General features: G+C 71.8%; 20 protein-coding genes and 2 pseudogenes. 7 read left to right on the top strand and 15 right to left on the bottom strand.

All coding sequences use genetic code 11. From position 1 onward, the window contains the following. Nucleotides 1–22: 22 nt before the first annotated feature. Nucleotides 23–1,711, bottom strand: a complete 1,689-nt coding sequence (locus OG352_RS08800; RefSeq protein ID WP_329215826.1) for a class I adenylate-forming enzyme family protein — start codon at nt 1,709–1,711, stop codon at nt 23–25. Next, nucleotides 1,708–2,472, bottom strand: coding sequence for an SDR family oxidoreductase (locus tag OG352_RS08805; protein WP_329215827.1), 765 nt, complete (start codon nt 2,470–2,472; stop codon nt 1,708–1,710). The genes OG352_RS08800 and OG352_RS08805 overlap by 4 nt, the downstream gene beginning before the upstream one ends. A 222-nt stretch (nt 2,473–2,694) precedes the next feature. On the opposite strand from OG352_RS08805, the gene OG352_RS08810 reads away from it, so the two are divergent. Next, nucleotides 2,695–3,975, top strand: coding sequence for a serine-threonine protein kinase (locus OG352_RS08810; protein ID WP_329215828.1), 1,281 nt, complete (start codon nt 2,695–2,697; stop codon nt 3,973–3,975). Nucleotides 3,976–3,998: 23 nt separating this feature from the next. Here OG352_RS08810 and OG352_RS08815 read toward each other — a convergent pair whose 3' ends face one another. Next, a complete protein-coding gene (locus OG352_RS08815; RefSeq protein ID WP_329215829.1) occupies nt 3,999–6,785 on the bottom strand; it encodes a penicillin acylase family protein in 2,787 nt (928 codons plus the stop codon). 223 nt (nt 6,786–7,008) lie between these two features. Between OG352_RS08815 and OG352_RS08820 the strand changes: the two genes are divergently transcribed. Together OG352_RS08820 and OG352_RS08825 are read left to right on the top strand one after the other, a co-directional pair. Then, complete coding sequence (locus tag OG352_RS08820; RefSeq protein WP_329215830.1) at nt 7,009–7,611, top strand: hypothetical protein; 603 nt, start codon at nt 7,009–7,011, stop codon at nt 7,609–7,611. Between the two features lie 269 nt (nt 7,612–7,880). Next, nucleotides 7,881–8,948 carry an RNA ligase (ATP) gene (locus OG352_RS08825; RefSeq protein ID WP_329215831.1) on the top strand — a complete coding sequence of 356 codons (1,068 nt, stop codon included), beginning with the start codon at nt 7,881–7,883 and terminating at the stop codon, nt 8,946–8,948. 191 nt (nt 8,949–9,139) lie between these two features. Here the strand turns inward: OG352_RS08825 and soxR are convergent, their stop codons facing one another. Next, on the bottom strand, nt 9,140–9,622 hold the full coding sequence (gene soxR / locus OG352_RS08830) for a redox-sensitive transcriptional activator SoxR (RefSeq protein WP_329215832.1): 483 nt from the start codon (nt 9,620–9,622) through the stop codon (nt 9,140–9,142). 132 nt (nt 9,623–9,754) lie between these two features. Here soxR and OG352_RS08835 point away from each other — a divergent pair, with 132 nt between their 5' ends. After that, on the top strand, nt 9,755–10,216 hold the full coding sequence (locus tag OG352_RS08835; protein WP_329215833.1) for a MaoC family dehydratase: 462 nt from the start codon (nt 9,755–9,757) through the stop codon (nt 10,214–10,216). Between the two features lie 52 nt (nt 10,217–10,268). On the opposite strand, the gene OG352_RS08840 is transcribed toward OG352_RS08835, so the two are convergent. From OG352_RS08840 to OG352_RS08850, 3 genes are all read right to left on the bottom strand, one after another. Beyond that, nucleotides 10,269–10,895 (bottom strand): TetR/AcrR family transcriptional regulator, encoded by a 627-nt coding sequence (locus OG352_RS08840; protein ID WP_329215834.1) that lies wholly within the window; start codon nt 10,893–10,895, stop codon nt 10,269–10,271. An 85-nt stretch (nt 10,896–10,980) separates the two neighbouring features. Then, complete coding sequence (locus OG352_RS08845) at nt 10,981–11,229, bottom strand: YiaA/YiaB family inner membrane protein (protein WP_329215835.1); 249 nt, start codon at nt 11,227–11,229, stop codon at nt 10,981–10,983. A 97-nt stretch (nt 11,230–11,326) separates the two neighbouring features. Then, a complete protein-coding gene (locus OG352_RS08850) occupies nt 11,327–12,481 on the bottom strand; it encodes an acyl-CoA dehydrogenase family protein (protein ID WP_329223763.1) in 1,155 nt (384 codons plus the stop codon). Nucleotides 12,482–12,584: 103 nt separating this feature from the next. On the opposite strand from OG352_RS08850, the gene OG352_RS08855 reads away from it, so the two are divergent. The 3 genes from OG352_RS08855 to OG352_RS08865 all read left to right on the top strand — a co-directional run bounded on the left by OG352_RS08855 (nt 12,585) and on the right by OG352_RS08865 (nt 15,146). Then, a complete protein-coding gene (locus OG352_RS08855) occupies nt 12,585–13,226 on the top strand; it encodes a TetR/AcrR family transcriptional regulator (RefSeq protein WP_329215836.1) in 642 nt (213 codons plus the stop codon). Nucleotides 13,227–13,299: 73 nt separating this feature from the next. After that, nucleotides 13,300–14,151, top strand: coding sequence for an ArsR/SmtB family transcription factor (locus tag OG352_RS08860; protein ID WP_329215837.1), 852 nt, complete (start codon nt 13,300–13,302; stop codon nt 14,149–14,151). A 62-nt stretch (nt 14,152–14,213) separates the two neighbouring features. Beyond that, nucleotides 14,214–15,146, top strand: a complete 933-nt coding sequence (locus OG352_RS08865; protein ID WP_443072187.1) for a DMT family transporter — start codon at nt 14,214–14,216, stop codon at nt 15,144–15,146. On the opposite strand, the gene OG352_RS08870 is transcribed toward OG352_RS08865, so the two are convergent. From OG352_RS08870 to OG352_RS08905, 8 genes and pseudogenes are all read right to left on the bottom strand, one after another. Continuing rightward, nucleotides 15,143–16,225: a Zn-dependent alcohol dehydrogenase gene (locus OG352_RS08870; RefSeq protein WP_329215838.1), complete on the bottom strand. Its 1,083-nt coding sequence runs from the start codon at nt 16,223–16,225 to the stop codon at nt 15,143–15,145. The two genes, OG352_RS08865 and OG352_RS08870, sit on opposite strands and share 4 nt — an antisense overlap. Before the next feature lie 15 nt (nt 16,226–16,240). Then, nucleotides 16,241–17,629: an aldehyde dehydrogenase family protein gene (locus tag OG352_RS08875; RefSeq protein WP_329215839.1), complete on the bottom strand. Its 1,389-nt coding sequence runs from the start codon at nt 17,627–17,629 to the stop codon at nt 16,241–16,243. 107 nt (nt 17,630–17,736) lie between these two features. Next, nucleotides 17,737–17,898: pseudogene (locus OG352_RS08880) on the bottom strand (sugar ABC transporter ATP-binding protein); the annotation flags it as partial. Nucleotides 17,899–17,950: 52 nt separating this feature from the next. After that, nucleotides 17,951–18,688 carry a class F sortase gene (locus OG352_RS08885; RefSeq protein WP_329215840.1) on the bottom strand — a complete coding sequence of 246 codons (738 nt, stop codon included), beginning with the start codon at nt 18,686–18,688 and terminating at the stop codon, nt 17,951–17,953. Continuing rightward, nucleotides 18,675–19,481, bottom strand: a complete 807-nt coding sequence (locus OG352_RS08890; protein ID WP_329215841.1) for a hypothetical protein — start codon at nt 19,479–19,481, stop codon at nt 18,675–18,677. Before OG352_RS08890 ends, OG352_RS08885 begins: the two co-directional genes overlap by 14 nt. 104 nt (nt 19,482–19,585) lie before the next feature. Then, nucleotides 19,586–20,887: an MFS transporter gene (locus OG352_RS08895; protein WP_329215842.1), complete on the bottom strand. Its 1,302-nt coding sequence runs from the start codon at nt 20,885–20,887 to the stop codon at nt 19,586–19,588. 29 nt (nt 20,888–20,916) lie between these two features. Then, entirely contained in the window at nt 20,917–22,368 is a 1,452-nt protein-coding gene (locus OG352_RS08900; RefSeq protein WP_329215843.1) for a CitMHS family transporter, read from the bottom strand. A gap of 124 nt (nt 22,369–22,492) precedes the next feature. Next, a pseudogene (locus OG352_RS08905) lies at nt 22,493–23,041 on the bottom strand (molybdopterin oxidoreductase family protein); the annotation flags it as partial. Nucleotides 23,042–23,044 lie beyond the last annotated feature (3 nt).

A 23,044-nucleotide genomic window follows, 5' to 3' on the forward strand; every position in this document is an offset into this window, starting at 1 on the left:
CGTGCGCGTACTGCTGCTCGTCCTACTGGCCGTGCCCGTTCTCCTGGTCACGCGCGCGGGTGCGCAGTTCCCGGCGGAGGATCTTCCCGGTCGCCGTCTTCGGCAGGTCGGCCAGAATCTCCACCTGCCGCGGATACTTGTACGCCGCCAGTCGGTCCTTGCAGTAGGCGGCGAGCGTATCGGCATCCGTTTCGGCCCCCGGACGCAGGCTGATGTACGCCTTCACGGTCTCCCCGCGATACCCGTCCGGCACCCCGACGACGGCCGCCTCGCGCACCGCCGGATGGGTGTACAGCACATCCTCGACCTCGCGCGGCCACACCTTGAAGCCGGACGCGTTGATCATGTCCTTCTTGCGGTCGACGACGTACAGCCAGCCCTGCTCGTCCATGAACCCGATGTCGCCGGTGCGCAGCTCGCCGCCGGGGAAGGTCTCGGCGGTTGCGTCGGGCCGCCGCCAGTACCCGGGCACGACCTGCGGCCCCCGGACGACGATCTCCCCCTGCTCGCCGAACGGCACCTCCGCGCCCTGCTCGTCGAGGATGCGTACGACAGTGTCGGGTCCGGGCAGGCCGACGGCGAGGGTCCCGGATGCCGGGTCGACCGGCGCCTCCAGGTGGGGCGGGACGGAGGCGCAGGGCGCGGTGCACTCGGTGAGCCCGTAGCCGTTGCGGAGGTAGGGCCCGAAGCCGGCGCGGAACTTCTCCACCAGGGCCGGCGGCACGGGCGCGCCGCCGGAGGAGATGTTCACGAAGGAGGCGAAGTGCTCGCGGGTGGCGGCCGGGTGCGCGCCCAGCGCCATGAAGGCGGTCGACGGGCCGACGGTGTAGTGCGGCGCGTGCTCGGCGAACGCGTCGAGCACCACCCCCGCCTCGAAGCGGTACGTCAGCACGAGCGTGCCCGCACTGTTCAGACAGGCGCCGAGCTGGCAGACCATGCCGGTGATGTGGAACAGGGGCGCGAGCGCGTAGTAGACGGGCGCCTCGGGCAGGTGCAGCCCGGTGCGCTGCCGCTCGGCGTTGAACATGATGTTGCCGTGCGTGTTGGTGGCGCCCTTGGGGGCGCCGCTGGTGCCGGAGGTGTAGCTGATCAGGGCGATGCCGTCGGAGACGGGATCGCGGCCCTCGGGGGCCTTGTGTCCGGCACGGGCGACGGCGGTGAGGTCGTCGGCGTCGGCCGCCTGCGGGAGCCGTTCGAAAGCGAGCACGCGCGCGTCGGTGCGCGTCTGGAAATCCAACTCGCACCCGGTGAGCACGATCGACACCGCCGAGTCCGCGACCGTCTCCCGCAGATACGACTCCCAGGCCCGGTCGGAGCAGATCAGCGCGGCCACCTCGCCGTCCCGCAGGACGTGGGCGACCTCCCCCGACTTGTACATCGGGTTGACGGGGACGACCGTCGCGCCCGCCTTCCAGGCGCCCAGCAGGGCGAGGACGAAGTGCGGGGAGTTCTGCAGCAGGACGGCGACCCGGTCGCCGGGCGCGAGGCCGCGGGCGGCGAGGTGACCGGCGACGGAGTCGCTGAGCTCGTCCACCTCGCGGTAGCCGAGCCGGCCGTCGAAGTAGGCGAGGCAGGTGCGGTCGGGGGCCTCGGCGACGGACCGGCGGAAGGCGTGCACGAGGGAGGCGGCCGGGTCGATCGGGGCGCGCTGGGCGTCGTCGAGGAGGGCCAGCCACGGCTGGGCCGCGTATCGGGAGGCGGGCTCGGTCATTCGGCGGCCTCCCACTTCTGCTGGAGGTGGTTCATGTTGGTCAGCCAGCGGTCGGGCTCACCGGCCCGCACCTGGTAGTACCCGGCGACCTCGGGGTGCGGCAGGATCAGGAAACGGTCCTCGGCGATGCCCTTGAACAGGGCGTCCGCGACGGCCTCCGGCTCGATCGCGGTCGGCTTGAGCACCAGGTCGCCCGCGCTGCCGGTGGCGTCCAGCATGTCGGTGCGGACGCCCTGGGGGCAGATCGCGTGGACGTTGATCCCCCGGTGGCGGTAGGTCAGCGACAGCCACTCGGCGAAGGCGTACGCGCCGTGCTTGGTGACGCTGTAGGGGGCGGCGCCGATCATGGTGAGCAGTCCGGCCGCGGAGACGGTGGACACGAACCGGCCCCGGCCGCGCTCCAGCCAGTCCGGCAGCAGCGCGTGCGCCGCGCGGACGTGCGCCATGACGTTGACGTCCCAGGCGAGCGCCCATACGGCCTCGTCGGCCGCCTCCGAGCCGCCCGAGGCGACCCCGGCGTTGGCGCAGTACACGTCGACGGTGCCGCCGAGCGCCTCCCGTGCCCGGTCGACGATCGCGGCGGCGTCGCCGGGGACCGCGATCCCGCCGATCTCGTCGGCGACGGCCTGTGCCCGCCCGGCGTCCAGGTCGTTGACGACGACCCGGGCCCCCTCGGCGGCGAAGCGGCGGGCCAGCGCCGCCCCGATGCCGCCCCCGGCTCCGGTCACGACCACTCCGGCATCCTGCACGGCTCCCACCATCGGTCTCCTTCGACACGCAGCGAATCGGCTCGAGCGCCAGACTAACCGGTCGGTATGTGTCAGGAAAGGGGCCACGGACGCCCCGCACAGGTACCGGCCACGTTCCGGCGGACGCGACGACATTATCTTTTGTACGGATGAGCCGTGACGTATAGCCAATTACCTCTGTTCGCAGGACGATGCGCGCACTTGGCGCACCGCTTCGGGGCGAGGGGGCCTGTCATGGCGGATCCGGCGATGAGCGTGACTCCCTACTGGGCGCTGACCTTCGACGCCGACGGGGATGTCGACGGCGGACAGCGGGACCGGCTGCTGACCGAGGTGAAGCGGCGCGGCGTCCGTGACCTGCTCCTCTTCTCGCACGGCTGGAACTGCGACCGCTCCGCCGCGACCCGCCTCTGCAGCCGCTTCTTCGCCCCCGTCCCCGCGCTCGCCCCGGCCGCGAAGATCGGCTACGTCGGCGTGGTGTGGCCGTCGATGCGCTTCTCGGACGAGCCGATCCCCGACTTCCCGCACTCCGCGGCGACCGACCCGACGCCCCGCACCGCGCTGGACGAGGACACCCGGCACGACCTCCTGGAGACGTTCCCGGGCCGGGCCACGGTGATCGACCAGATCGCGCGGATGCTGGAGCAGCGGCCGCCCGGGAGAGCCGAACTGGAGGAGTTCGGGCGGCTGGTGCGGCTGCTCGTGGACGTGGTGCCGCCGGGACCGCAGGCGCTGTTCGCGGCGGACACGCTGGCGGAGGGGGTGCCGCAGGACGAGCCGGAGATGTTCACGGGCTCGACGACGGCGGCCTGCGAGGAGTTCGCCCAGGCCCTGGCCGCACTCCAATCCCCGTCGCATACCGAGGAGTTCAGCCTCCCCAACCCGTGGGACGGCGCGCACGAGTTGCTGCGGCAGGCGACGTACTACGCGATGAAGCGGCGCGCGGGGACGGTCGGCGAGCGCGGACTCGGGCCGTTCGTCGGCCGGTTGGCGACGGTGACGCCCGGTGTCCGGGTGCATCTGGTGGGGCACAGCTTCGGCGGGCGGCTGGTGTCGTTCGCCCTGCGCGGGCTGCCCGAGGGGGTGCGCACGGTGAAGTCCGTGACGCTGCTCCAAGGGGCCTTCTCGCACTACGCGTTCGCGCCGCGCGGGGTGCTCCAGGGGCACCAGAACCGTATCGACGGCCCCCTGGTGTGCTGTTACTCGCGGTTCGACCAGGCGCTGGGCACGATGTACCCGCTGGCCTCGCGAATGGCGGGCGATTCTCAGGGGCTGGTCGGGGAGATGCTGGGCGCCAAGTGGGGTGCCATGGGGCACGACGGGGTGCAGGCGGTACCGGGCACGCGCGCGTACGCGCTCGCCGAGGCGCTGGCCGCTCCCCTGCCGACGTCAGGGTGTGTGAACGTGGACGCGGCGGCGGTGGTCAGGCGCGGCGGGGCGCCGGCCGGGGCGCACAGCGACATCGTGCACCCCGAGCTGGCGCGGCTGGTGCTGGCGGCGGGCCGCATCCGTTAGGACGCGACCCGCCGTCGTAGCGACTACCGGTGCGAGGTGAACTCCACCACCTGCTGGAAGGTGGGCCGGTTCTGCCAGCTGATGTTGCCGTGCTTGATGCCGCCCAGGGTGCGCTGGACGATCGAGTCGGCGCACCACTGGTTGCCCGCCGCGCACAGGTCGTCGCCGGGGTAGACCTGGGCCGCGGTCTTGCCGGCCGCCGTCTTCAGGGTGCTGATGAGGACGTCCCGGCAGCCGCCGAGGGTGCCGCCGCCGCAGTACTTCTGCGTCAGCCCGCCCTGCACGGACTCACCGAGCACGGCCCGGATGTCCTTGTCGACATAGCTCCACCAGCCGTACTGGAAGGAGCTTCCGGCGTGCGCCCCGGTCGGGCCGTGGGCGGCCGACGGGGGCTCGTCGACCCACAGGTTGGCGGTGAACGCCGTGTACAGGCCGGTGCCGAGACCGGGTTCGAACTCGGCCTTGACCAACAGCGGCCACCACGCGTCGAGGATGCGGATCGCGTCGGCGTCGGCGTACGTCTTCGAACCGGCCGTGGTCTCCGTGCGTTTACCGCCCGCCGTCAGCCAGGTCTGCAGCTTGGTCACCGCGGCCGCGGCCGTGGTGTCGGTGACCGTGGAGCTGTTGACGACCTTCAGCAGGTCGGGCAGGACGTCCTCGGCGCGCAGGTCCGCGAGCGCCGCCTCCGCCATCGCCTTCGTCAGGGACGCGCGCGTGACGCCGCCGGCCGCGACCAGCTTCTTCACCCGGTCCTCGAGCAGGTTGCCGCGGTGCACGGACCCGTCGCCCCAGGATGCGGTGGCGTAGTCCTTGGCCTGCTTGTTGTTCCAGGAGATGTAGTAGTCCTGGTCGATGGAGTTGGGGTGCGCCGAAGCCGGCGTGTAGTCGGCCGTGTTGGTGGCCGGCACCCAGTTCCGCCAGTCGTACGCCGCCTGCGCCCACACCGGGAACTCGGCGTCGACGCCGCTCGCGCGCACCGGGTTGTCGCCGCTGTTGTAGTACGCGGTGTGCGTGGAGTCGGCGTAGAACCAGTTGAAGGTGTAGTTGATGTGCTGCACCGCGCTCTGGAAGGTCTGCGGGCTCTTGACGTAGTCCGGGTCGTTCAGCATCTGGAAGCCGATGATCGAGTCGGCCTCGTGCATGTAGGAGGACCGCAGGGTGGTGTAGGCGACCTTCTTCCCGCCCACGGTCGCCCGGTACTCGACGGGTCCGTACTTGGTGCGGTAGACGCGCATCGTGTACGAGCCGGCGGCCGTCCCGTCGGCGGTGGTCGGCTTCCAGGCGTTCTTCTGCTCGGTCATGTCCATGGCCGTGCAGGTGCCGTGGAACAGGTAGTGGTAGTCGTCCTGGCACAGTTCGACCGCGTAGGTGTCGATGATGTCCTGGCCGGACGTGGTCGCGCTCCACGCGTAGTCCTGACCGCGCCCGAGCTCGACGTACATGCTCAGGCCGGCGAACGAGGCGCCGCGGGCGCTGATGCCCGGCCCCTGGATCTCCTGGAGCATGAGCAGTTGCGGGGCGAAGTAGCCGGTCTGCGGCCCGAAGACGGCGATCGGGTGACCACTGGCGGTGGCCTTCCCGCTCACCACGAGGGCGTTGGACATGCCCCGCCTGGCCGAACTGAGGGCGCTCGCGGTCGCCTTGGCGGAGGCGGCGGTGGCGCTCGCGTCGCCTCCGGTGCCGGTGGCGTCGTGGATCAGCGGCTCGGTCGTCACCGAGCCGGCGTCGGGCAGCGCCTCGCCCTGCGGGTTCGCGGGCTTGGCGGCGTACGGGAAGCTCTCGCCGTTGTGGACGGTGAGGACGGCCTCGGGATCGTTGCGCTCGCGGAACGCCTCCCAGACCTGACTGCCCTGCTCCACGCCGTACTTCTCCTGCGCGGCAAGCAGCGAGATCGCGTTGTTGACCTCGCCGCCGCCACCGGAGCCGAAGAGCGAGCCGATGACCGAGGCCAGCGCCACCAGGTCGGTGATCTTGAAGTGATCTATGGTGCCGGCGTTGGTGATTGAGTCCTTGTGTCCGGTCAGGACGTATTCACCGGGGAAGTAGCGCCCGCTGTCGGAGGCGTCGATGTAGGCGTTGATTCCGGCGAGGTAGGCGTTGGCGTCCGCGAGGGCCTGCTGACCGCGGGCGCCGTTGGTCGCGATGGCGTTGTCGATCTGGGCCTGGAGGTCTGCCTCGGTGTACGGAGCGTTGCGCCAGAACTGCTGTTCCAGACCCTGGTTGGAGGGAGCCCCGCCCGCGAAGGCGGTGAGCTGTCCCCGGCCGACGTGCCGGAAGACGTCCATGAGCCACAGCCGGTCCTGGCCTGCCGCATACCCGGCACCGAACTCGGTGCCGTATCTGGTGGTACCGGTGATGTGCGGTACGCCCGTCTTCTTGTCACGGACGATCGTCACGTCGGTCCGGCCCGCGGGCTGCAGAGTGGAGGCGACTTGATCGGAAGGCACGCCGAACGACGCGTCGTTGAAGAACGTGTTGATCGTGGCGTTGGTGAGCGTCGAGTAGCCCTTGGCCAGGTTGGCGTAGGGGCCGAGCTGATCCTCGGCGTGGTCCGGCTGGGCGCCGAAGGCCTGGTTGAGGAGGATCTGCGCGAGGGTGGCGTTGCCGTTCTGGCCGGGCGGCAGGATGTCGGAACACTGGCCGCCGCAGTAGTCGTTCGAGGCCGTGGCCTCGGCGGCCACGGCCACTTGGGAAAGGGGCGACAAAAGACCGGCAATCAGGGTGCATACAGAGACGGTCTTCAGGAACCCGGGGATTCTGCCGGGAGTTCTCAGTCTGTCGAGAGTGGTGCGGGGGGTGCGCCGAGGCATCGGCTTGCTCCTAGCGACGGGGGTCGGCGGAAGGTTACCGCCGGTATCCCCGAGATTGAAGATGAACATGCGTCACTTTTCAGAGTCGTCCCAGTCGGCTCGCGGAGATCGTCGGACATCGAAGGGAGCCGAATCGCGTGTCGATACGTCTATTCGACGACGTCCGTACGACGACGCCGAAGTGACCGAAGTACAGGTGCAGATGTGACGGAGGTGCATGGCGATGGCCGGTTTCCGGAGTCTGGCGAGACAGGTGCGAGACGCGCGCTGCGATCTGGCACTGCGGCGCTACTCGCTGCGCAAGTGCCTTGAGCGGTTCGCCCCTTACGGGCACCGCGCGACGTGGGACCACCTGTGCTCCCGGGCCGGGTTCGGACCCGAGGACCGCTCCCCCGATCCAGCGCGGCTCGTGGCCGCGCTGGACGAACTGGAGGAGGCGCGGGCGGTGTGGCTGGCCTACGAGGTCGAGTTCGCCGAGCGCCGCAAGAAGGAGAAGCACGACGGGCTGCGCCGGCCCGGCAGTGTGGACGACTGGCACCGCCTGACCTGGGGCGGTTTCGGCGTCGCCTGGTGCGACGACCCGCGGCTGCACCCCCGTCAGCCGCTGGCCGAGGTACTGCGCAGGCTGATCGCCGCGCTGGAGCGGGCACCGGGCGCGGGCTGCCCGGTGTGCGGCGGCGAGCGGCTGCCGTGGAAGTACGACCTGGATCACGAACCGTCGGCGGGCCCGGTCTGCGCGGACTGCGGAATTCTCGTACCGCGCCCCGTACTCACGGCCGAGACCCTGGCGTACGCCAGGCGCGGACGACTGCTGATGTCTGCCTGACACCGGCCTGAGCTCTGCCCAAGGCCGGCCACCGCGGCCGGCCTGAGAGCACACCGGGGGTGCGCCGGGGATGCCGCACCCCCTGTTTCTCCGGCCCGGAGTTGATCCCATCCGGACTCCGTGCACGACGACGAACGCCGTCGGCCGAAGAGAGCGACGCTACCAACACCAAAACAATTCGCTCCACCTCTTTCCACTGGAGACAGTAGGAGGCGATGAACCCACCCGAGACAGCACCTGAGTCCCCGCCAAGTCCCTGAAGGAGCCCCATGTCGACGCTGCGCGTCACCGCCGAAGTGCTGACCGTGCACGACCACCCCAACGCCGACGCCCTCGAACTGGCCCAGGTGGGCCTGTACCGAGCGGTCGTCGCCAAGGGTGCGTACCGCACCGGCGAGGCCGCTCTCTACATTCCCGAACAGTCGCTGCTCCCCGCCGAGTTGGTCGAGGAACTGGGGCTGACCGGGCGGCTGGCGGGCAGCAGGTCGGACCGGGTCAAGGCGGTGCGGCTCCGGGGCGAGCTGTCCCAGGGGATCGTCTGCCGGCCGAAGGCACTGGCCGACGTCGACCTGACGCAGGCGGCGACGGAGGGCACCGACTTCGCGGAACAGCTCGGCATCGTCAAGTGGGTACCGCCGATCCCGCCGACCATGAACGGCGAGGTCGAATCGGCGCCGGATCTGCTGCCCTGGGTCGACATCGAGAACATCCAGCGCTACCCCGGCATCTTCGAACCCGGCGAGCCCGTCATCGTCACCGAGAAACTGCACGGCTCGGCATGCCTGCTGACGTACGTGGCGGACGACGACCGGGTGTACGTCTCCTCGAAGGGCTTCGGCGCGAAGTCCCTGGCCCTGACGGAGGACCCGCGCAACCTCTACTGGCGGGCCGTACGCGCCCACGGCGTCCCCGAGGCGGCGGCCCGCCTCGCCGACCGGCTCGGTGCCCGCCGGATCGGCATCTTCGCGGAGGTGTACGGCGCGGGCGTACAGGACCTCACCTACGGAGCGGACGGCCGCCGCGACACCCTCGGATACGCGGTGTTCGACGTCTCCGCGGAGATCGACGGCAAGGTCCACTGGCTCAACGCGACACACGAGCTGAAGAACGAACTCCCCCTGGTCCCCCGCCTGTTCGAGGGCCCGTACGACGCCGACCACATCCTGGATTTCGCGACCGGCGGCGAAACGGTCTCCGGCCGCGAACTGCACCTGCGCGAGGGCGTGGTGATCCGGCCGTCGAACGAGCGCTACAGCCCGGTGACCGGCGGAAGGACGATCGCCAAGGCAGTCAGCGGCGCCTACCTGACCCGCAAGGGCGGAACCGAGTACGAGTAAGAGAGCGGCGCACACGCCACGACGCTCCGGAAGCCGCCGACGAACGGGAGCGGGTCGCGGTGGTGCGGCTCAGGCCGTCGCTCAGCTCGTCACAGCCAAGTCCGACTTGGCAGCAGACAGCAGTACGCCCAACACGCGACGGGCTCGCCGCGCCACCGCGACGCCGACCCACCCACCAGCCCGAGCCGCCCTCACCGCTCCCCGCACGCGCCCCGCGCCGGCTGCTCCACCAACAGCCGTGATCCAGAAGCCCGTTCGCCGAAGACGTCGTCCGGGTTGGACAGGACACACGTGGCAAGGGACAGGCAGCCGCACCCGATGCAGTCGGTGAGGTGATCGCGGAGCCGGTTGAGCTGCTTGATGCGCTCGTCCAGCTCCGCGCGCCACGCCGCCGAGAGACGGGCCCAGTCCTCCCGGGTCGGAGTGCGCTCCTCGGGAAGCTCGGCGAGGGCGTCCCGGATCGTGGCCAGGGGAATGCCGACCCGCTGCGCCGCGCGGACGAAGGCGACGCGGCGCAACGTGTCGCGGTGGTAGCGCCGCTGGTTGCCCGCCGTCCGGCGGCTGCTGATCAGACCCTTGGCCTCGTAGAAGTGCAGGGCGGACACGGCGGCGCCGCTGCGCGCGGCGAGCTGGCCGACCGTGAGCTCGTGGATCTTCTCGGGAATCTGCGGCACCCGCGAACCCTACCCACGCCCTTCACACCTCAGCCCCGTTGACATGGCCCCCTACACCCCACCATGCTAAGCAGTTGCTTAGACCTATGACACGGTGACATGGGCAGTGCGCGACTCGAGAGGGCCACAGACATGGCAGAGCCGAGGATCTTCACTTCCGCCGACGACCTCAAGGCGGCGGTGGGCGAGCAGTTGGGGTACACCGACTGGCTGCAGGTCGACCAGAAGCAGATCGACGTCTTCGCCGAGGCCACCGGCGACCACCAGTGGATCCACGTGGACCCCGAGAAGGCCGCCACCGGCCCGTTCGGCACCACCATCGCACACGGCTACCTCACCCTCTCCCTGCTGCCCCGCTTCGGCCCCCAGCTGATCAAGGTCGAGGGCGCGAAGATGGGCGTCAACTACGGGACGAACAAGGTGCGTTTCCCCGACATCGTCCCCGTCGGCTCACGCCTGCGCGCCACCGCGACGATCACCGGCGTGGACGACGTGAAGGGCGGCGTCCAGGTCACCGTCGCCTTCACGGTGGAGCGTGAGAACGGGCACAAGCCGGTGTGCGTGGCGGAGTCCGTGTCCCGCTACTACCTCTGACTGCCTACGACGTCCCACCCCGAACGACCCACCACCGCCGAACGGCCTCGGCCTACTTCGCCGCGCCCACCATCCGCAGCACGAGGTCGGCGTACAGCGCGCCGACCTCGTCGGGTGTGCGCGGCCCGTCGACGTTGAACCAGCGGGCCACGTCGATGCAGAGCGACAGCACGGCCAGCGTCGTCCCCTGCACGTCCGGCACGTCGAACTCGCCGCTCGCCACGCCGTCCTCGATGATCGCGCGCACCTCGGCGTCGACCTTCCGGCGCAGGTCGAGGATCTCGGCGCGGGCGTCGGGCCCGAGCGCGTCCAGTTCGTACTGGACGACGCGGGCCGTGGTGCGCCGCCCGGCGTGCCAGCGGACGAAGGAGCGCACGGCTTCCGCGAGCCGCGCGGTGGCGTCGCCCTCACCGGCGGCGGCCGTACGCAGGATGTCCAGCGCCCGGTCGTGCCCGATCCGGCTGATGCGGTGGAGCAGCTCTTCCTTGGTCTTGTAGTGGATGTAGAGGGCGGCCGGGCTCATCCCCGCGCGGCCGGCGATGTCACGGGTCGTCGTCGCGTGGTAGCCGCGCTCGGCGAAGGCCTCCACGGCGGCGACGAGCAGTCGCCGGGCCGCGTCAGGGGTGACCTCTTCCCACGGCTCGACCTCGCCGCCGGCTGTCTCCTCCGCCGTAGTCATCGCTGGCCCGCCCCTCTCGATACAAGACCTCCACCATACCGCCGAAGGTGAGCGCCCGCTTAGTGTGCCCGTTCAGGGGGTCCGTTCAGAGCTTTTCGAAGGGGCCGGGGCCGTACGCCCGGCCCGCCGCGTCCTGCTTGTCCCTGATCACCTTGGCCAGGGTGAACGCGGACGTGACGAGGTAGAGAACGGCGATCGCGAGGAAGGACCGCACCCAGGCGTCGGCGTGCAGCTTGAAGATGCCGATGGCGGTGGCCGCCATGGCCACGGCGAAGGACGCGACCGCCTGGCCGTAGAAGGCGGCGGTGTTCTGCTTGACCGGTGTCTCACTCATGGGGAGAAGCATCGGCGGACGGGGCGGCCACCACATCCGTGCGCCTACTCAGACGGATACTCACCCGGGCAGACGCTTCAGAACACCGCCAGATGCTTCAGAACGCCGAAACCCCCGTCAGAGCCCGCCCGATGAGCAGCTTCTGGATCTGGCTGGTGCCCTCGTAGAGGGTCATCACGCGCGCGTCGCGCAGCAGCTTGCCCACCGGATACTCGTCGATGTAGCCGTAGCCGCCGAAGACCTGGAGGGCGTTGTTGGCGGCGCGGACGGCGGCCTCCGAGGCGAAGAGCTTGGCCTTGGAGGACTCGGTGGCGAAGGGCAGGCCCCGGTCGATCAGGTCGGCGACCCGCCAGGTCAGCAGCCGGGCCGCGTCGACGTCGACCGCGATATCGCTGATCAGCTCCTGGACGAGCTGATGATGGGCGATGGTCTTCCCGCCGAACTGCTCGCGCTCGCCGGCGTACCGCACGGCCGCGTCCAGGGCGGCCTGGGCTATCCCGACGCAGCCCGCCGCGACCGACATACGACCCTTCGCCAGCGCCGACATGGCGACGGAGAACCCCTTGCCCTCGGGCGCCAGCATCGCGGAGGCGGGGACCCGGACGCCGTCCAGGACCACTTCGGCGGTCGCCTGGCCGCGCAGCCCGAGCTTGCCGTGGAGGGCGCGGCGGCGCAGGCCCGGGGTGTCGGTCGGCACGAGAAACGCGGAGACGCCCTTGTGTCCCGGCGCGTCGGTGGACCGGGCGAACAGCAGGATCACATCGGCCCAGGTCCCGTTGGTGATGAACATCTTGGTGCCGCTGATGACGTAGTCGTCGCCGTCGCGCACCGCCCGCGTCGAGAGGTTGCCGGCATCGGACCCCGTGCCGGGCTCGGTCAGTCCGAAGCAGCCGACGTACTCGCCGGACGTCAGCCCCGGCAGCCAGCGCCGCTTCTGCTCCTCGCTCCCCCAGGCCGCGACACTCTTGGCGACCAGGCCGAGGGAGACGGACACGATCCCGCGCACGGACGAGTCGCCGCGCCCCAGTTCCTCCGTGACCAGGCAGTACGCGAGATGGTCGCCGCCCGACCCGCCGTACTCCTCGTCGACCGTCAGACCGAGGAAGCCGACCTCGCCGAGCTTCTTGACGATGGACCGGTCGACGTCCTCCGCACGGTCCCAGGCGACGACGTGCGGGGCGATCTCGCGGTCCACGAACTCCCTGGCGAGCCGCCGGACGGCGGCCTGCTCCTCGCTGAGCCCCAGGTTCACCACGAGATCACCCCACACAGGAAGCCGGACCGGAAGCCGGACAAGAAGTCAGACATTAAATTAGCACTGCTAGTTTCTGTCACGCAGCCCTACTATGTGCGCCATGGCCCGACCGCGCAAGCCCCTCCTCAGCACCGACCGGATCGTCGAGACCGCACGGGCGCTCGTGGACGCGGAGGGTCTGGCGGCCGTCTCCACGCGTCGGCTCGCCGCCGAACTGGGGGTCAGCGGCCCCTCCCTCTACAACCACTTCCGCACGAAGGACGAGATCCTGGAGGCCGTCGCCGACTCGGTGAGCGCGCAGGTCGACCTGTCGATGTTCGAGGACGGCCGGGAGTGGCGGACCGCGCTGCGCGACTGGGCCGTCTCCTACCGGGCGGCCCTGCGCGACCACCCGAACATCGTCCCGGTGCTCGCCCAGGGCCCCGGCCGCCGTCCCGCCGGACTGCGCGTCGCCGACGCGGTGTACGGCGCGATGGTCCGCGCCGGGTGGCCGCCCTCGCAGGCCACCTCCATCGGCGCGCTGATGCGGTACTACGTCACGGGCTCCGCGCTCGGCTCGTTCGCCGGCGGATTCGTCGACGACATGAGCGCCTACGACCCCGCCGACTACCCGCACCTCGGCCAGGCCCACCTCCTGGCCGAGCAGCAGGAGAAGATCGACGAGCGGGCGTACCAGACGGGGCTGAGGGCGCTGCTGGACGGGCTGGCGCTCCAGTACGAGCAGGTGCGGCGCCCGGCGTAGACGGGTGGGCACAGACGGTTCGGCGTGGACGGTTCGGCGGGCGCCGAAGTGTTCGTGGCGCATCCTGGGACGCATGACCGGCAGGGACCTCACCAGGGACACCATCAGGGACGTACGGGATGTACGGGACGTACGGGCGCCGGGGCTGGCCGCGCTGGCCGGGCTCCTGGCCGACGAGACACGGGCCGGGTGCCTGCTGGCGCTGCTCGACGGGCGGGCCTGGACCGCCGGTGAGCTGGCCCGGCACGCGGGCGTGGCCGCGTCGACGTTGAGCGAGCACCTGGGCAAGCTGGTCGCGGGCGGGCTGCTCGCCGAGGAACGGCAGGGCCGGCACCGGTACGTGCGCCTCGCCGACACCCGGGTCGCCCAGCTCGTGGAGGACCTGGCAGCCCAGGTGGCCCCGGATCCGGCCCGCCGCCCGCGCACCCTGCGCGCCGCGAACGCCGGTTCGGCGATGGCCCGCGGCCGCACCTGCTACGACCACCTGGCCGGCCACCTCGGCATCGTCGTCACCGACGCGCTCACGGCACGCGGACTGCTGACCGCGGCAGGGCTCTCGGAACGCCCCGCTTCACCCCCGCGACAGACACCCCCGCGACGGACACCCCCGCGACGGACGCCTCCGCGACCGGCACCCCAGGAGCGGGCCACCGGGTTCGTGCTGACCGAGGCGGGGCTGCGGTGGTTCGAGGGGAGCGGCATCGCGCTCGACCGCGCGACCCGCCGCCCGCTCGCCCGCGCCTGCCTCGACTGGACCGAACGCCGACCCCACCTGGCGGGCGCCGCGGGCGCGGCCCTGTGCCGGCACGTCCTCGACGCGGGCTGGTGCGTACGCATCGGCTCCGAGCGGGCGGTGAAGGTGACGACGACGGGCGAACGGGCACTCGGTGAGCTGCTGGGCATCGAGCCGGGGGCTCTGCGGTGAGCCGTGGTGGCCGTCCGAAATCCGCGCGCCTCCGGCTCCTCACCCCTCCTGGCCTCGGGACCATGATGAACAGCGCTCGTCGTCCGGAACTGCTCGCCGCCGGTGCCGCCCTGGTGACGGTCATGGCTTGGGCCTCGGCCTTCGTGTCGATCCGCAGCGCGGGGTCCTCGTACGCGCCGGGCGCGCTGGCGCTCGGGCGGCTGCTGTCCGGGGCGCTGGTGCTGGGGGTGCTGTGCGCCGTACGGCGGGAGGGGTGGCCGCCGAGGTCCGCCTGGCGCGGCATAGCGGTGTCCGGTGTGCTGTGGTTCGGGTTCTACATGGTGGCGCTCAACTGGGGCGAGCAGCAGGTGGACGCCGGCACCGCGGCGCTCGTCGTGAACATCGGGCCGCTGCTGATCGCCCTGCTGAGCGCGCGGCTGCTCGGGGACGGGCTGCCGCCGAGGCTGCTGGCCGGGATGGCGGTGTCGTTCGCGGGGGCGGTGGTCGTGGGCCTGTCGATGTCGGGCGGGGGCGGATCCTCGCTGCTCGGGATGGTGCTGTGTCTGCTGGCCGCCGTGGCGTACGCGGGCGGGGTGGTGGCGCAGAAGCCGGCGCTCGGCCGGGCGAGTGCGCTCCAGGTGACGACGTTCGGGTGTCTGGTGGGCGCGGTGGTGTGCCTGCCGTTCGCCGGGCAGTTGGCGCGGGACGCGGCCGACGCCCCGCTGTCGGCCACGCTCAACATGGTCTACCTGGGGGTCGTGCCGACCGCGCTCGCCTTCACGACGTGGGCGTACGCCCTGGCCCGCACGACGGCCGGGCGGATGGGCGCGACGACGTACGCCGTGCCCGCGCTGGTCGTGCTGATGTCCTGGCTGGCGCTGGGCGAGGTGCCCGGGGTGTTCACCCTGGCGGGCGGGGCGCTGTGTCTGGCGGGGGTGGCGGTGTCCCGGTCGAGGGTGCGGCGGCGGCCTGCCGCACCCGAGCCCCGGGCCGACGACGAGCGGGCCCTGCGTTAGAACACCACCAGGGCCCGGCCGCCCTTCCCCGCCAGCATGTTGTCGAAGGCCGCCGGGATGTCCTCCAGGGTGATGCGGTCCGTCACCAGGGCGGTCAGGTCCAGGCGGCCCGCGCGGACGTGGTCGGCCAGCACCGGGAGGTCCCTCGCCGGGTCGGAGTTGCCGTAGACGCAGCCCGAGAGGGTGCGGCCCCAGTGGAAGAGTTCCAGGGCGTTGAAGGTGACCTGCTGGTCCTTGCCGCCGATGCCGACGACCGTGGTGCGGCCGCCGCGCCGGGTGGACTCCCAGGCCGTCCGGATGGTGACCGCGCGGCCCACGCACTCGATGGCCACGTCGACGCCCTGTCCGCCGGTGAGGGCGCGGATCTCGCGGGCGGTCTGTTCGGAGGCGACGACGTACTCCGTGGCGCCCGCCGCCCGCGCCAGCTCCTCCTTCTCCGGGGAGACGTCGACGGCGACGATCGTCGACGCGCCGGCGATCCGGGCCGCCTGGAGGGTGGCGAGGCCGACTCCGCCCGCGCCGAAGACGGCGACCGTCTCGCCGGGCAGCACTCGCGCGCAGTGGTGGACGGCGCCGTAGCCGGTGAGGACCGCGCAGCCGAGGAGGGCCGCGTCCGTGAGGGGGATGCCGTCGGGCAGGGGCAGCGCGCAGGACGCCGGGACGACCGTCTCCTCGGCGAAGGCGGCGACGTTCAGCCCCGGGTGGAGGTCCCGGCCGTCCGTCGTGCGGGCGTACACCTCGGCGGCGCCGTTCAGGGCGTTGGCGCACAGCCAGACCTCACCGAGCGAGCAGGCGTGGCAACGTCCGCAGGACGGCGCCCAGTTGAGGATGACCCCGTCACCGGGCGCGAGGTGTTCGACTCCCTCGCCGACGGAGACGACCGTGCCCGCGCCCTCGTGGCCGAGGACGGCCGGGACCGGCACCCGCATGGTGCCGTCGGACAGGGACAGGTCGGAGTGGCAGACCCCGGCGGCGGCGAGCCGGACCCGGACCCGGCCGGGGCCCGGCTCCGGAAGCTCGATGCCGGTGATCTCCAACGGTGCCCCGATGGCGGGCAGTACGGCGGCGCGGACGGCCATGGTCGACTGACTTCCTTAGAACTGGAGGGACTTGGTCTGGAGGTACTCGGCGAGGCCGTGCGTGCCCAGCTCGCGGCCGACGCCCGACTGCTTGTAACCGCCGAAGGGGGCGAGGGGGTTGAACCGGCCGCCGTTGATGTCGACCTGGCCGGTGTCCATCCGGCGGGCGAAGGCCACCGCCTCCGCCTCGTCACCGGCCCAGACGGCGCCCGCGAGGCCGTAGACCGTGCCGTTGGCGATCCGCAGGGCGTCCTCCTCGTCGTCGTAGCGCAGGAGGGACAGGACCGGGCCGAAGATCTCCTCCTGGGCGATCGTCATGTCGGGGGTGACGTCCGCGAACACGGTCGGGCTGACGAAGTAGCCCTGCTCGCGCGGGGATTCGGGTCCGCCGACGACCAGCCGCGCGCCCTCCGCCAGGCCCTTCTCGATGTAACTCCGTACGCGTGCCTGCTGTTTGGCGCTCACGACCGGGCCGATGCGGTCGCCGTACTTGCCGGCCGCCGCCGCGGCGAGCTCGACCGCCTCGTCGTACCGGTCGCGGTGGACGAGCATCCGGGTCCAGGCGCTGCACGTCTGGCCCGAGTTGGACATCACGTTGGCGACGCCGACGTTGACCGCGCGGGCGAGGTCGGCGCTGGGCAGGATGACGTTGGCGGACTTGCCGCCGAGTTCGAGGGCCACCTTCTTGACCGCGGCGCCGGCCGTCGCGGCGATGCGCTTCCCCACGGCCGTGGAGCCGGTGAAGGAGACCAGGTCGACGCCGGGGTGCTCGGCGAGGGCCTGGCCGGCGACCGGGCCGAGGCCGGTGACGAGGTTGAAGACACCGGCCGGGACGCCCGCCTCGTGGACCGCCTCCGCGAAGAGCTGCGCGACCAGCGGGGTGTCCTCGGCCGGTTTCAGGACCACCGTGCACCCGGCGGCGAGGGCCGGGGCGACCTTGGCGACGATCTGGTGCAGCGGGTAGTTCCACGGGGTGATGGCCCCGACCACGCCGACCGGCTCCCCGTACACGGTCGAGTTGCCGACCCTTTCCTCGAAGGAGTGGGTCGCGGCCAGCTCGGCGTAGGAGCCCGCGACCGCGATCGGCACGGCCGCGTGGACCGCCTGGGAGAAGGGCAGGGGGGAGCCGAGTTCGGCGGTGACCGTCTCGGCGATCTCGTCCTTGCGGGCCACCAGGACGTCCCGGAGGGCGCTGAGCCGGGCGGCGCGCTCGGCGGGCGGGGTGGCCGCCCAGCCGGGGAGCACGGCACGGGCGGCCCGTACGGCGGCGTCGACGTCCTCGGCGTCGCCCGCCGGGACCCGGGCGATCACCTGTTCGTCGGCCGGGTTGACGACCTCGATCACGCCCTGACCTGCGGCGGGGCGCCACGCTCCGTCGAGGTAGATACCGTCGTGTGCCTTCATGGTGTTCCCTCCGGGCGGGCCTCGTCGTCCGCGTCCCAAACTAGCGTCGTTAGTTTTCCGGCACCAGGGGACACCACCGGTACCCGGGGACACAGCCGTCGCCCCGCTCACTCGTCCAGGTCCGGCAGCCGCGCCGGAACCGGGCTGACGCGCTCGCCGTGCTGGTCGAAGACGAAGAGGTGGGCGACGTCGACGAGCAGCGGGATCTGCATGCCGTACCGCAGGTCGAAGTCGGGGGTGGTGCGGACGACGAGGTCGCCGAGGGTGCGGACCCCGGGGGACGTGGGCGGCGCGTCCTGCTGCGGGTGGTCCCGCGGCGGGTCAGCGGGTCGCCGTCAGATGGGCGAAGACGACGACGTTGCTGGTGTATCCCGTCGCGTGCCGGAAGAGACCCCCGCAGGTGAGCACGCGCAGCTCGGGGCGCTTGGTGGGGCCGTACACCTCCTTGTCGGGGAAGCCGGCCTTGTCGAAGACCCGCACCCGGTCGACGGTGTACACGGCGGTGCGGCCGTCGGCGCGCCGGGCCTCGATCCGGGCGCCCCGCGGGACACGGGCGAGGCCGGCGAAAACCGCCGGGCCGGTCTTGGTGTCGCGGTGCCCGACCGCGATCGCCGCACCCCGCTCCCCCGGTGTGGGGCCGCCCGCGTACCAGCCGACGAGTTTCGGCTTGTCGAGCGGCGGGGTCCCGAGGTGCCGGTCGGGGCCGAGCCGCAGGGGGACGATCGACGCGACGATGCCCAGGGACGGCACGCGCAGGGTGGTCGCCGGGGACCGGGGCAGCGGGCGGGGCGGCGTGGGGCGCGCGGCCGCCTTCTTGCCCGGTGCCCGGCCCGCCGCGTCCGCGTCGCCCTCGTCCGCGCCGCCCCCGGGGGCCGGGCCGGCCGGCGCCCCGTCGGACACCGCCGCTCCGGCCCGGGCCGGTGCGACCGGGGCGACGTGCCCCGTGCACCGGACGCCCGCCGTCACCAGGACGACCGCGAACACGGCCGTCCTGGCGAGACGGAAGGCACGGGTCCGGTACCAGGGCCTGCGCCTGCGTTCGCGCCTACGCGGCACCATGGTTGCGCCGGCGGATCAGCCGGAAGTACGCGGCGCCGCCGACGGCCGCCAGGCCGACAGCCGCGGCCCCCGCCAGCGGGGTGAAGGCCGCCGAGGTGTCGGCGAGGCCACCGCCACCGGCGTGCACGCCGCCCTCCGGGCCGCCCTTCTCGCCGCTCCAGGCACCGCCGGCCTGGCTGCTGCTCTGGCTGCTGCTCTGACCGCCGGCCTGGCTGGTGGTCTGGGCGCCGGTCTGGCCGCTGCCGCCCTGACCGCCGCCGCCCTGGCCGCCCGGGGCCACGGCCTCGCGGCCGTCGTCCGTGATCGGCCGGTTCGGGCTTCCGGCCGCTTCGCGCTGGTCGCCGTCGCGCCGGTTCTCCCGGCAGTCGATCTTGAAGATCTTCACCTTGGGCGAGGGCACCGGGGCCGCGCCGACGACGGGGACGATGTTCCACTCGAGCGTGTACGACCCCTCGGCCAGCCCCAGCGTGTCGGTGTGCCCGGCGCCGCCGGTGAGGGTGATGTTGCCGCTCACCGTGGCGGTGTCGGGGGCCGGGGGCCGCGCCTTGATGGTGTAGGCGACGGTGGTCAGTTCGCCGAAGTTGGCGGCGTCGAGGTAGAACCGGCAGGCCACCGGGTCGTCCTTGGAGACACCGGTGGGTACCTGCTCACGGTGGATCCTGATGTCGCCGGCTTCCCCTACGGCCACGGCCGCCGGTGCCGAGAGGCAGGTGAACCCCGCCGCGGCGAGCACCGTGAGGGCCGTGGCGCCGAGGCGGGAGCCGAGGGCGGGTGGGAGCGTCGAGCTGGACATGCGCATTCCTCCGAGTCAGGACGATTTTCATACAAATCGTTCTTGGCACCTGACTCTCTTTCACATCGACGCCCGCGACCGCGGGAGCGCCGCCCGACGCGCCGTCAAACATCGCTCGACCGGCGCAACCCCGATGCGGACGACCGGCGCGGCCCCGCACCCGACCCGGCCCCCTCACCACCACCCTCACCATCCCCCTCACTGTCACCCTCGCCGTCGCCGTCGCCGTCCGCTCGCGGCTCCCCCGGCGACCGCAGCGCCACCCCCGACGACAGCAGCAACAGCACGCCCAGCATCACGAACGGCGCGGCCACGCCCGCGATCCCGGCCACCAGTCCCGCGGCGGCGGGCGCGGCGACCTGGCCGAGCCGGTTGCCGGTGAGGCGCAGCGCGAGGGCGGTGGACCGGGCGCCGTCCGGGGCGGCCTGGACGACCGTCGTCATGGACAGCGGCTGCCCGACGCCGAGGCAGAAGCCGAGCAGCGCGAGGATCACGCCCAGCGCCCGGACCGGCACCGGAAGCGCGATCCCGGCACACAGCAGGGCCGCGAGCAGACAGGTCACGGTGAGCAGCGCCGTCCGGCCGAGCAGCCGCAGCAGCGGGGTGAGGACGAGCCGGCAGGCGATGGAGGCCGCCGCGCGGACGCTGAGCAGGACGCCGACGACCGACGGCGCGATGCCCCGGTGTTCGCCGACCACCGGCAGATAGGCGGTGAGGATGTCGGTCGCGGACAGCACGGAGAGGCTGATGAGGATGCCGGCGGGGACGCCCCGCGCGTGCAGGATGCGTCCGACGGAGACGCGATCGCCTTGCGCCGTACGGGACTTGGGCGTCGCCTCGCGGTGTTCGACGCGCCACAGCGAGGTGAACGCGACCGCGCAGCCCGCGCCCGCCACGAGCAGGGCGAGCGCGCTGCTGCCCGCCATGTCGTCGCCGCCGATCAGCACTCCGGCGGCGACGGGGCCGACCAGTTGGCCGAGGGAGGCGCCGATGGTGAAGTGGCCGAAGTTGCGGTCCTGTTCGTGCGGCGCGGACTGGCGGGCGACGAGCGACTGGGAGCCGATGACGAAGCAGAGGTGGCCGAGCCCCATCACCCCGCTCCACAGGGCCATCGTCCAGAGGGAGCCGGCGAGTCCGCTGAGCACGCAGCCGCCGGAGATGAGGACCACGCCGACGGGCAGCAGGGGGGCGCAGCGGCCGTGGTCGGTACGGCGGCCGAGCGGTACGGCGGCGAAGAGCGGCAGCAGCGCGTACACGCCCGCGATGACGCCGATGGCCCGCTCGTCCGCGCCGAGGGCGAGGGCCCGGTACGAGACGGCGGGCCGGGCCATCGACACCGCCCCCTGCGCGAAGCCGAAGGCGATGACGAGACGGAGCAGCCAGCCGCGGTTCGTGCCGGGCCTCACAAGTTCCTCCGGTTTCTCGGTAATTGAGGTCAGATGATTCCGAACAGCAGACCCGCGCCGAGGATCACCAGGCAGGTGAGCGCCGCCCACTTCACCACGAACCTCGTGTGGTCGCCGAACTCCACCCTCGCCATGCCGACGAGGACGTAGACGGCCGGGACCAGCGGGCTCGACATGTGCAGGGGCTGGCCGACGAGCGAGGCGCGGGCCATCTCCAGCGGCGTGACACCGTGCGCGGCGCCGGCCTCGGCGAGGACCGGCAGGACGCCGAAGTAGAAGCCGTCGTTCGACATGAAGTAGGTGAGCGGCAGGCTCAGGACGCCGGTGACGAGCGCCATGTGCGGGCCCATGCCCTCGGGGATGACGTCCACCATCCACGTGGCCATGTGGTCGACCATGCCGGTGCCCTGGAGGACGCCGGTGAAGACGGCGGCGGCGAAGACCATGCCGGAGACGTTGAGGACGTTGTCGGCGTGGGCGGCGAGCCGGGCCTTCTGGTCCGGGATGTGCGGGTAGTTGACGCTGAGGGCGAGCGCGGCGCCGAGCAGGAACAGCACCGGGATCGGCAGCAACTCCATGATCATGGCGGTCAGCAGACCGACCGTGAGCAGCGCGTTGAACCAGTACAGCTTGGGGCGCAGGGTGGCCCGGTTCGGGTCGAGGCCCTGGAAACCGTCGTCGGACTCGTCGTCGTCACCGAGGGCGGCGGCACCGGAACTCGCGGTCGGGGCAACGCCCTTGCCGGTGCCGGAGCCGGAACCGCCGGCGCCCACGAGAACCGCCTCGGTCCGCTCGGCCTTCTCCGCCACCTTCTCCGCCGCCTTCCCCGGGACCTTCTCCTCGACCAGCACCTCGTCCAGGGTCAGCACGCCGAGCCGGGTGCGCTCGCGGCGGCCGAGGACGTAGGAGAGGGCGAAGACGAAGAGCAGGCCCACGGCCAGCGCCGGGATCATCGGCACGAAGATGTCGCCGGCGTCCAGCTTCAGCGCGGTGGCGGCGCGGGCGGTCGGGCCGCCCCAAGGCAGCGTGTTCATCACGCCGTTGGCCATGGCCGCGACGCCCGTCATGACGACCAGGCTCATCTTCAGGCGCTTGTACAGCGGGTACATCGCCGAGACGGTGATCATGAAGGTGGTGGAGCCGTCGCCGTCGAGGGAGACGATCGCGGCGAGCAGTGCCGTGCCGACGACGATGCGCAGCGGGTCGGCCTTGCAGAACTTCAGGATGCCCCGGACGATCGGGTCGAAGAGGCCGACGTCGATCATCACACCGAAGTAGACGATCGCGAACATGAGCATCGCCGCCGTGGGGGCGAGGCTGGTGACGCCGTCGAGGACGTAGTCGCCGAGCTTGGCGCCCTTCCCGACGAAGACGCAGAACAGTGCCGGGATCAGCACGAGTGCCGCGATCGGCGACATCTTCTTCAGCATGATCAGGACCAGGAAGGTCGCGATCATGGCGAAGCCGAGGATGGTCAGCATGTGTGGATACCTAACGTTCGCCCTTGAACATCCCACCTGGGGGTCGGCGGTCCGTTGACGTTAGGTCCGTTCAAACGGTGTTAACAAGACGTTGACGTGCGAGCAATAAGCGCAAAACTCCAGGTCACGGCTTTGCCGCTAGCGCGGTGAGCTCGATGGGCACGCCGTTGAGGACCGCGTTGCCCGACAGCGGGTCCAGCAGGCTGCCGTCGAGGAGCTGGTTGACGTTGACGCCGGGGTCGACGGCGGCGTGCCTCAGGCGGGTGCCGGGGCGGTCGTGGCCCCAGCCGTGCGGCAGGCTCACCACACCCCGGCGCACGCGGTCGGTGACCTCGGCGGGCGCGACCACCTCGCCCCCGGCGCCCTTCACCCGCACCCGCGATCCGTCGGTCACGCCCAGCCGTTCGGCGTCCTCGGGGTGGATGTGCAGGGTGCAGCGGTTGGTGCCGCCGGTGAGGGCGGGGACGTTGTGCATCCAGCTGTTGTTGGACCGCAGGTGCCGCCGTCCGACGAGGACGAACCCGTCGGGCCGTCGCCGCAGTCCCTCGCGCAGGCGCGGGAGATCGTCGACGATCGGCTGCGGCAGCAGCTCGACGCGCCCGCTGCGGGTCTTCAGCGGCTGCGGCAGCCGGGGCTCGAGCGGTCCGAGGTCGATGCCGTGCGGACGGGCGAGCTT

The sequence above is a fragment of the Streptomyces sp. NBC_01485 genome (genome assembly GCF_036227125.1).
In the GTDB taxonomy this organism is placed as follows: domain Bacteria; phylum Actinomycetota; class Actinomycetes; order Streptomycetales; family Streptomycetaceae; genus Streptomyces.

What these genes read in the sequence shown, in the direction of transcription:
- OG352_RS08800 (WP_329215826.1), bottom strand. Translation starts at nt 1,711, where the DNA reads ATGACCGAGCCCGCCTCCCGATACGCGGCCCAGCCGTGGCTGGCCCTC.
- OG352_RS08805 (WP_329215827.1), bottom strand. Translation starts at nt 2,472, where the DNA reads ATGGTGGGAGCCGTGCAGGATGCCGGAGTGGTCGTGACCGGAGCCGGG.
- OG352_RS08810 (WP_329215828.1), top strand. Translation starts at nt 2,695, where the DNA reads ATGGCGGATCCGGCGATGAGCGTGACTCCCTACTGGGCGCTGACCTTC.
- OG352_RS08815 (WP_329215829.1), bottom strand. Translation starts at nt 6,785, where the DNA reads ATGCCTCGGCGCACCCCCCGCACCACTCTCGACAGACTGAGAACTCCC.
- OG352_RS08820 (WP_329215830.1), top strand. Translation starts at nt 7,009, where the DNA reads ATGGCCGGTTTCCGGAGTCTGGCGAGACAGGTGCGAGACGCGCGCTGC.
- OG352_RS08825 (WP_329215831.1), top strand. Translation starts at nt 7,881, where the DNA reads ATGTCGACGCTGCGCGTCACCGCCGAAGTGCTGACCGTGCACGACCAC.
- OG352_RS08835 (WP_329215833.1), top strand. Translation starts at nt 9,755, where the DNA reads ATGGCAGAGCCGAGGATCTTCACTTCCGCCGACGACCTCAAGGCGGCG.
- OG352_RS08840 (WP_329215834.1), bottom strand. Translation starts at nt 10,895, where the DNA reads ATGACTACGGCGGAGGAGACAGCCGGCGGCGAGGTCGAGCCGTGGGAA.
- OG352_RS08845 (WP_329215835.1), bottom strand. Translation starts at nt 11,229, where the DNA reads ATGAGTGAGACACCGGTCAAGCAGAACACCGCCGCCTTCTACGGCCAG.
- OG352_RS08855 (WP_329215836.1), top strand. Translation starts at nt 12,585, where the DNA reads ATGGCCCGACCGCGCAAGCCCCTCCTCAGCACCGACCGGATCGTCGAG.
- OG352_RS08860 (WP_329215837.1), top strand. Translation starts at nt 13,300, where the DNA reads ATGACCGGCAGGGACCTCACCAGGGACACCATCAGGGACGTACGGGAT.
- OG352_RS08865 (WP_443072187.1), top strand. Translation starts at nt 14,214, where the DNA reads ATGATGAACAGCGCTCGTCGTCCGGAACTGCTCGCCGCCGGTGCCGCC.
- OG352_RS08870 (WP_329215838.1), bottom strand. Translation starts at nt 16,225, where the DNA reads ATGGCCGTCCGCGCCGCCGTACTGCCCGCCATCGGGGCACCGTTGGAG.
- OG352_RS08875 (WP_329215839.1), bottom strand. Translation starts at nt 17,629, where the DNA reads ATGAAGGCACACGACGGTATCTACCTCGACGGAGCGTGGCGCCCCGCC.
- OG352_RS08885 (WP_329215840.1), bottom strand. Translation starts at nt 18,688, where the DNA reads ATGGTGCCGCGTAGGCGCGAACGCAGGCGCAGGCCCTGGTACCGGACC.
- OG352_RS08890 (WP_329215841.1), bottom strand. Translation starts at nt 19,481, where the DNA reads ATGTCCAGCTCGACGCTCCCACCCGCCCTCGGCTCCCGCCTCGGCGCC.
- OG352_RS08900 (WP_329215843.1), bottom strand. Translation starts at nt 22,368, where the DNA reads ATGCTGACCATCCTCGGCTTCGCCATGATCGCGACCTTCCTGGTCCTG.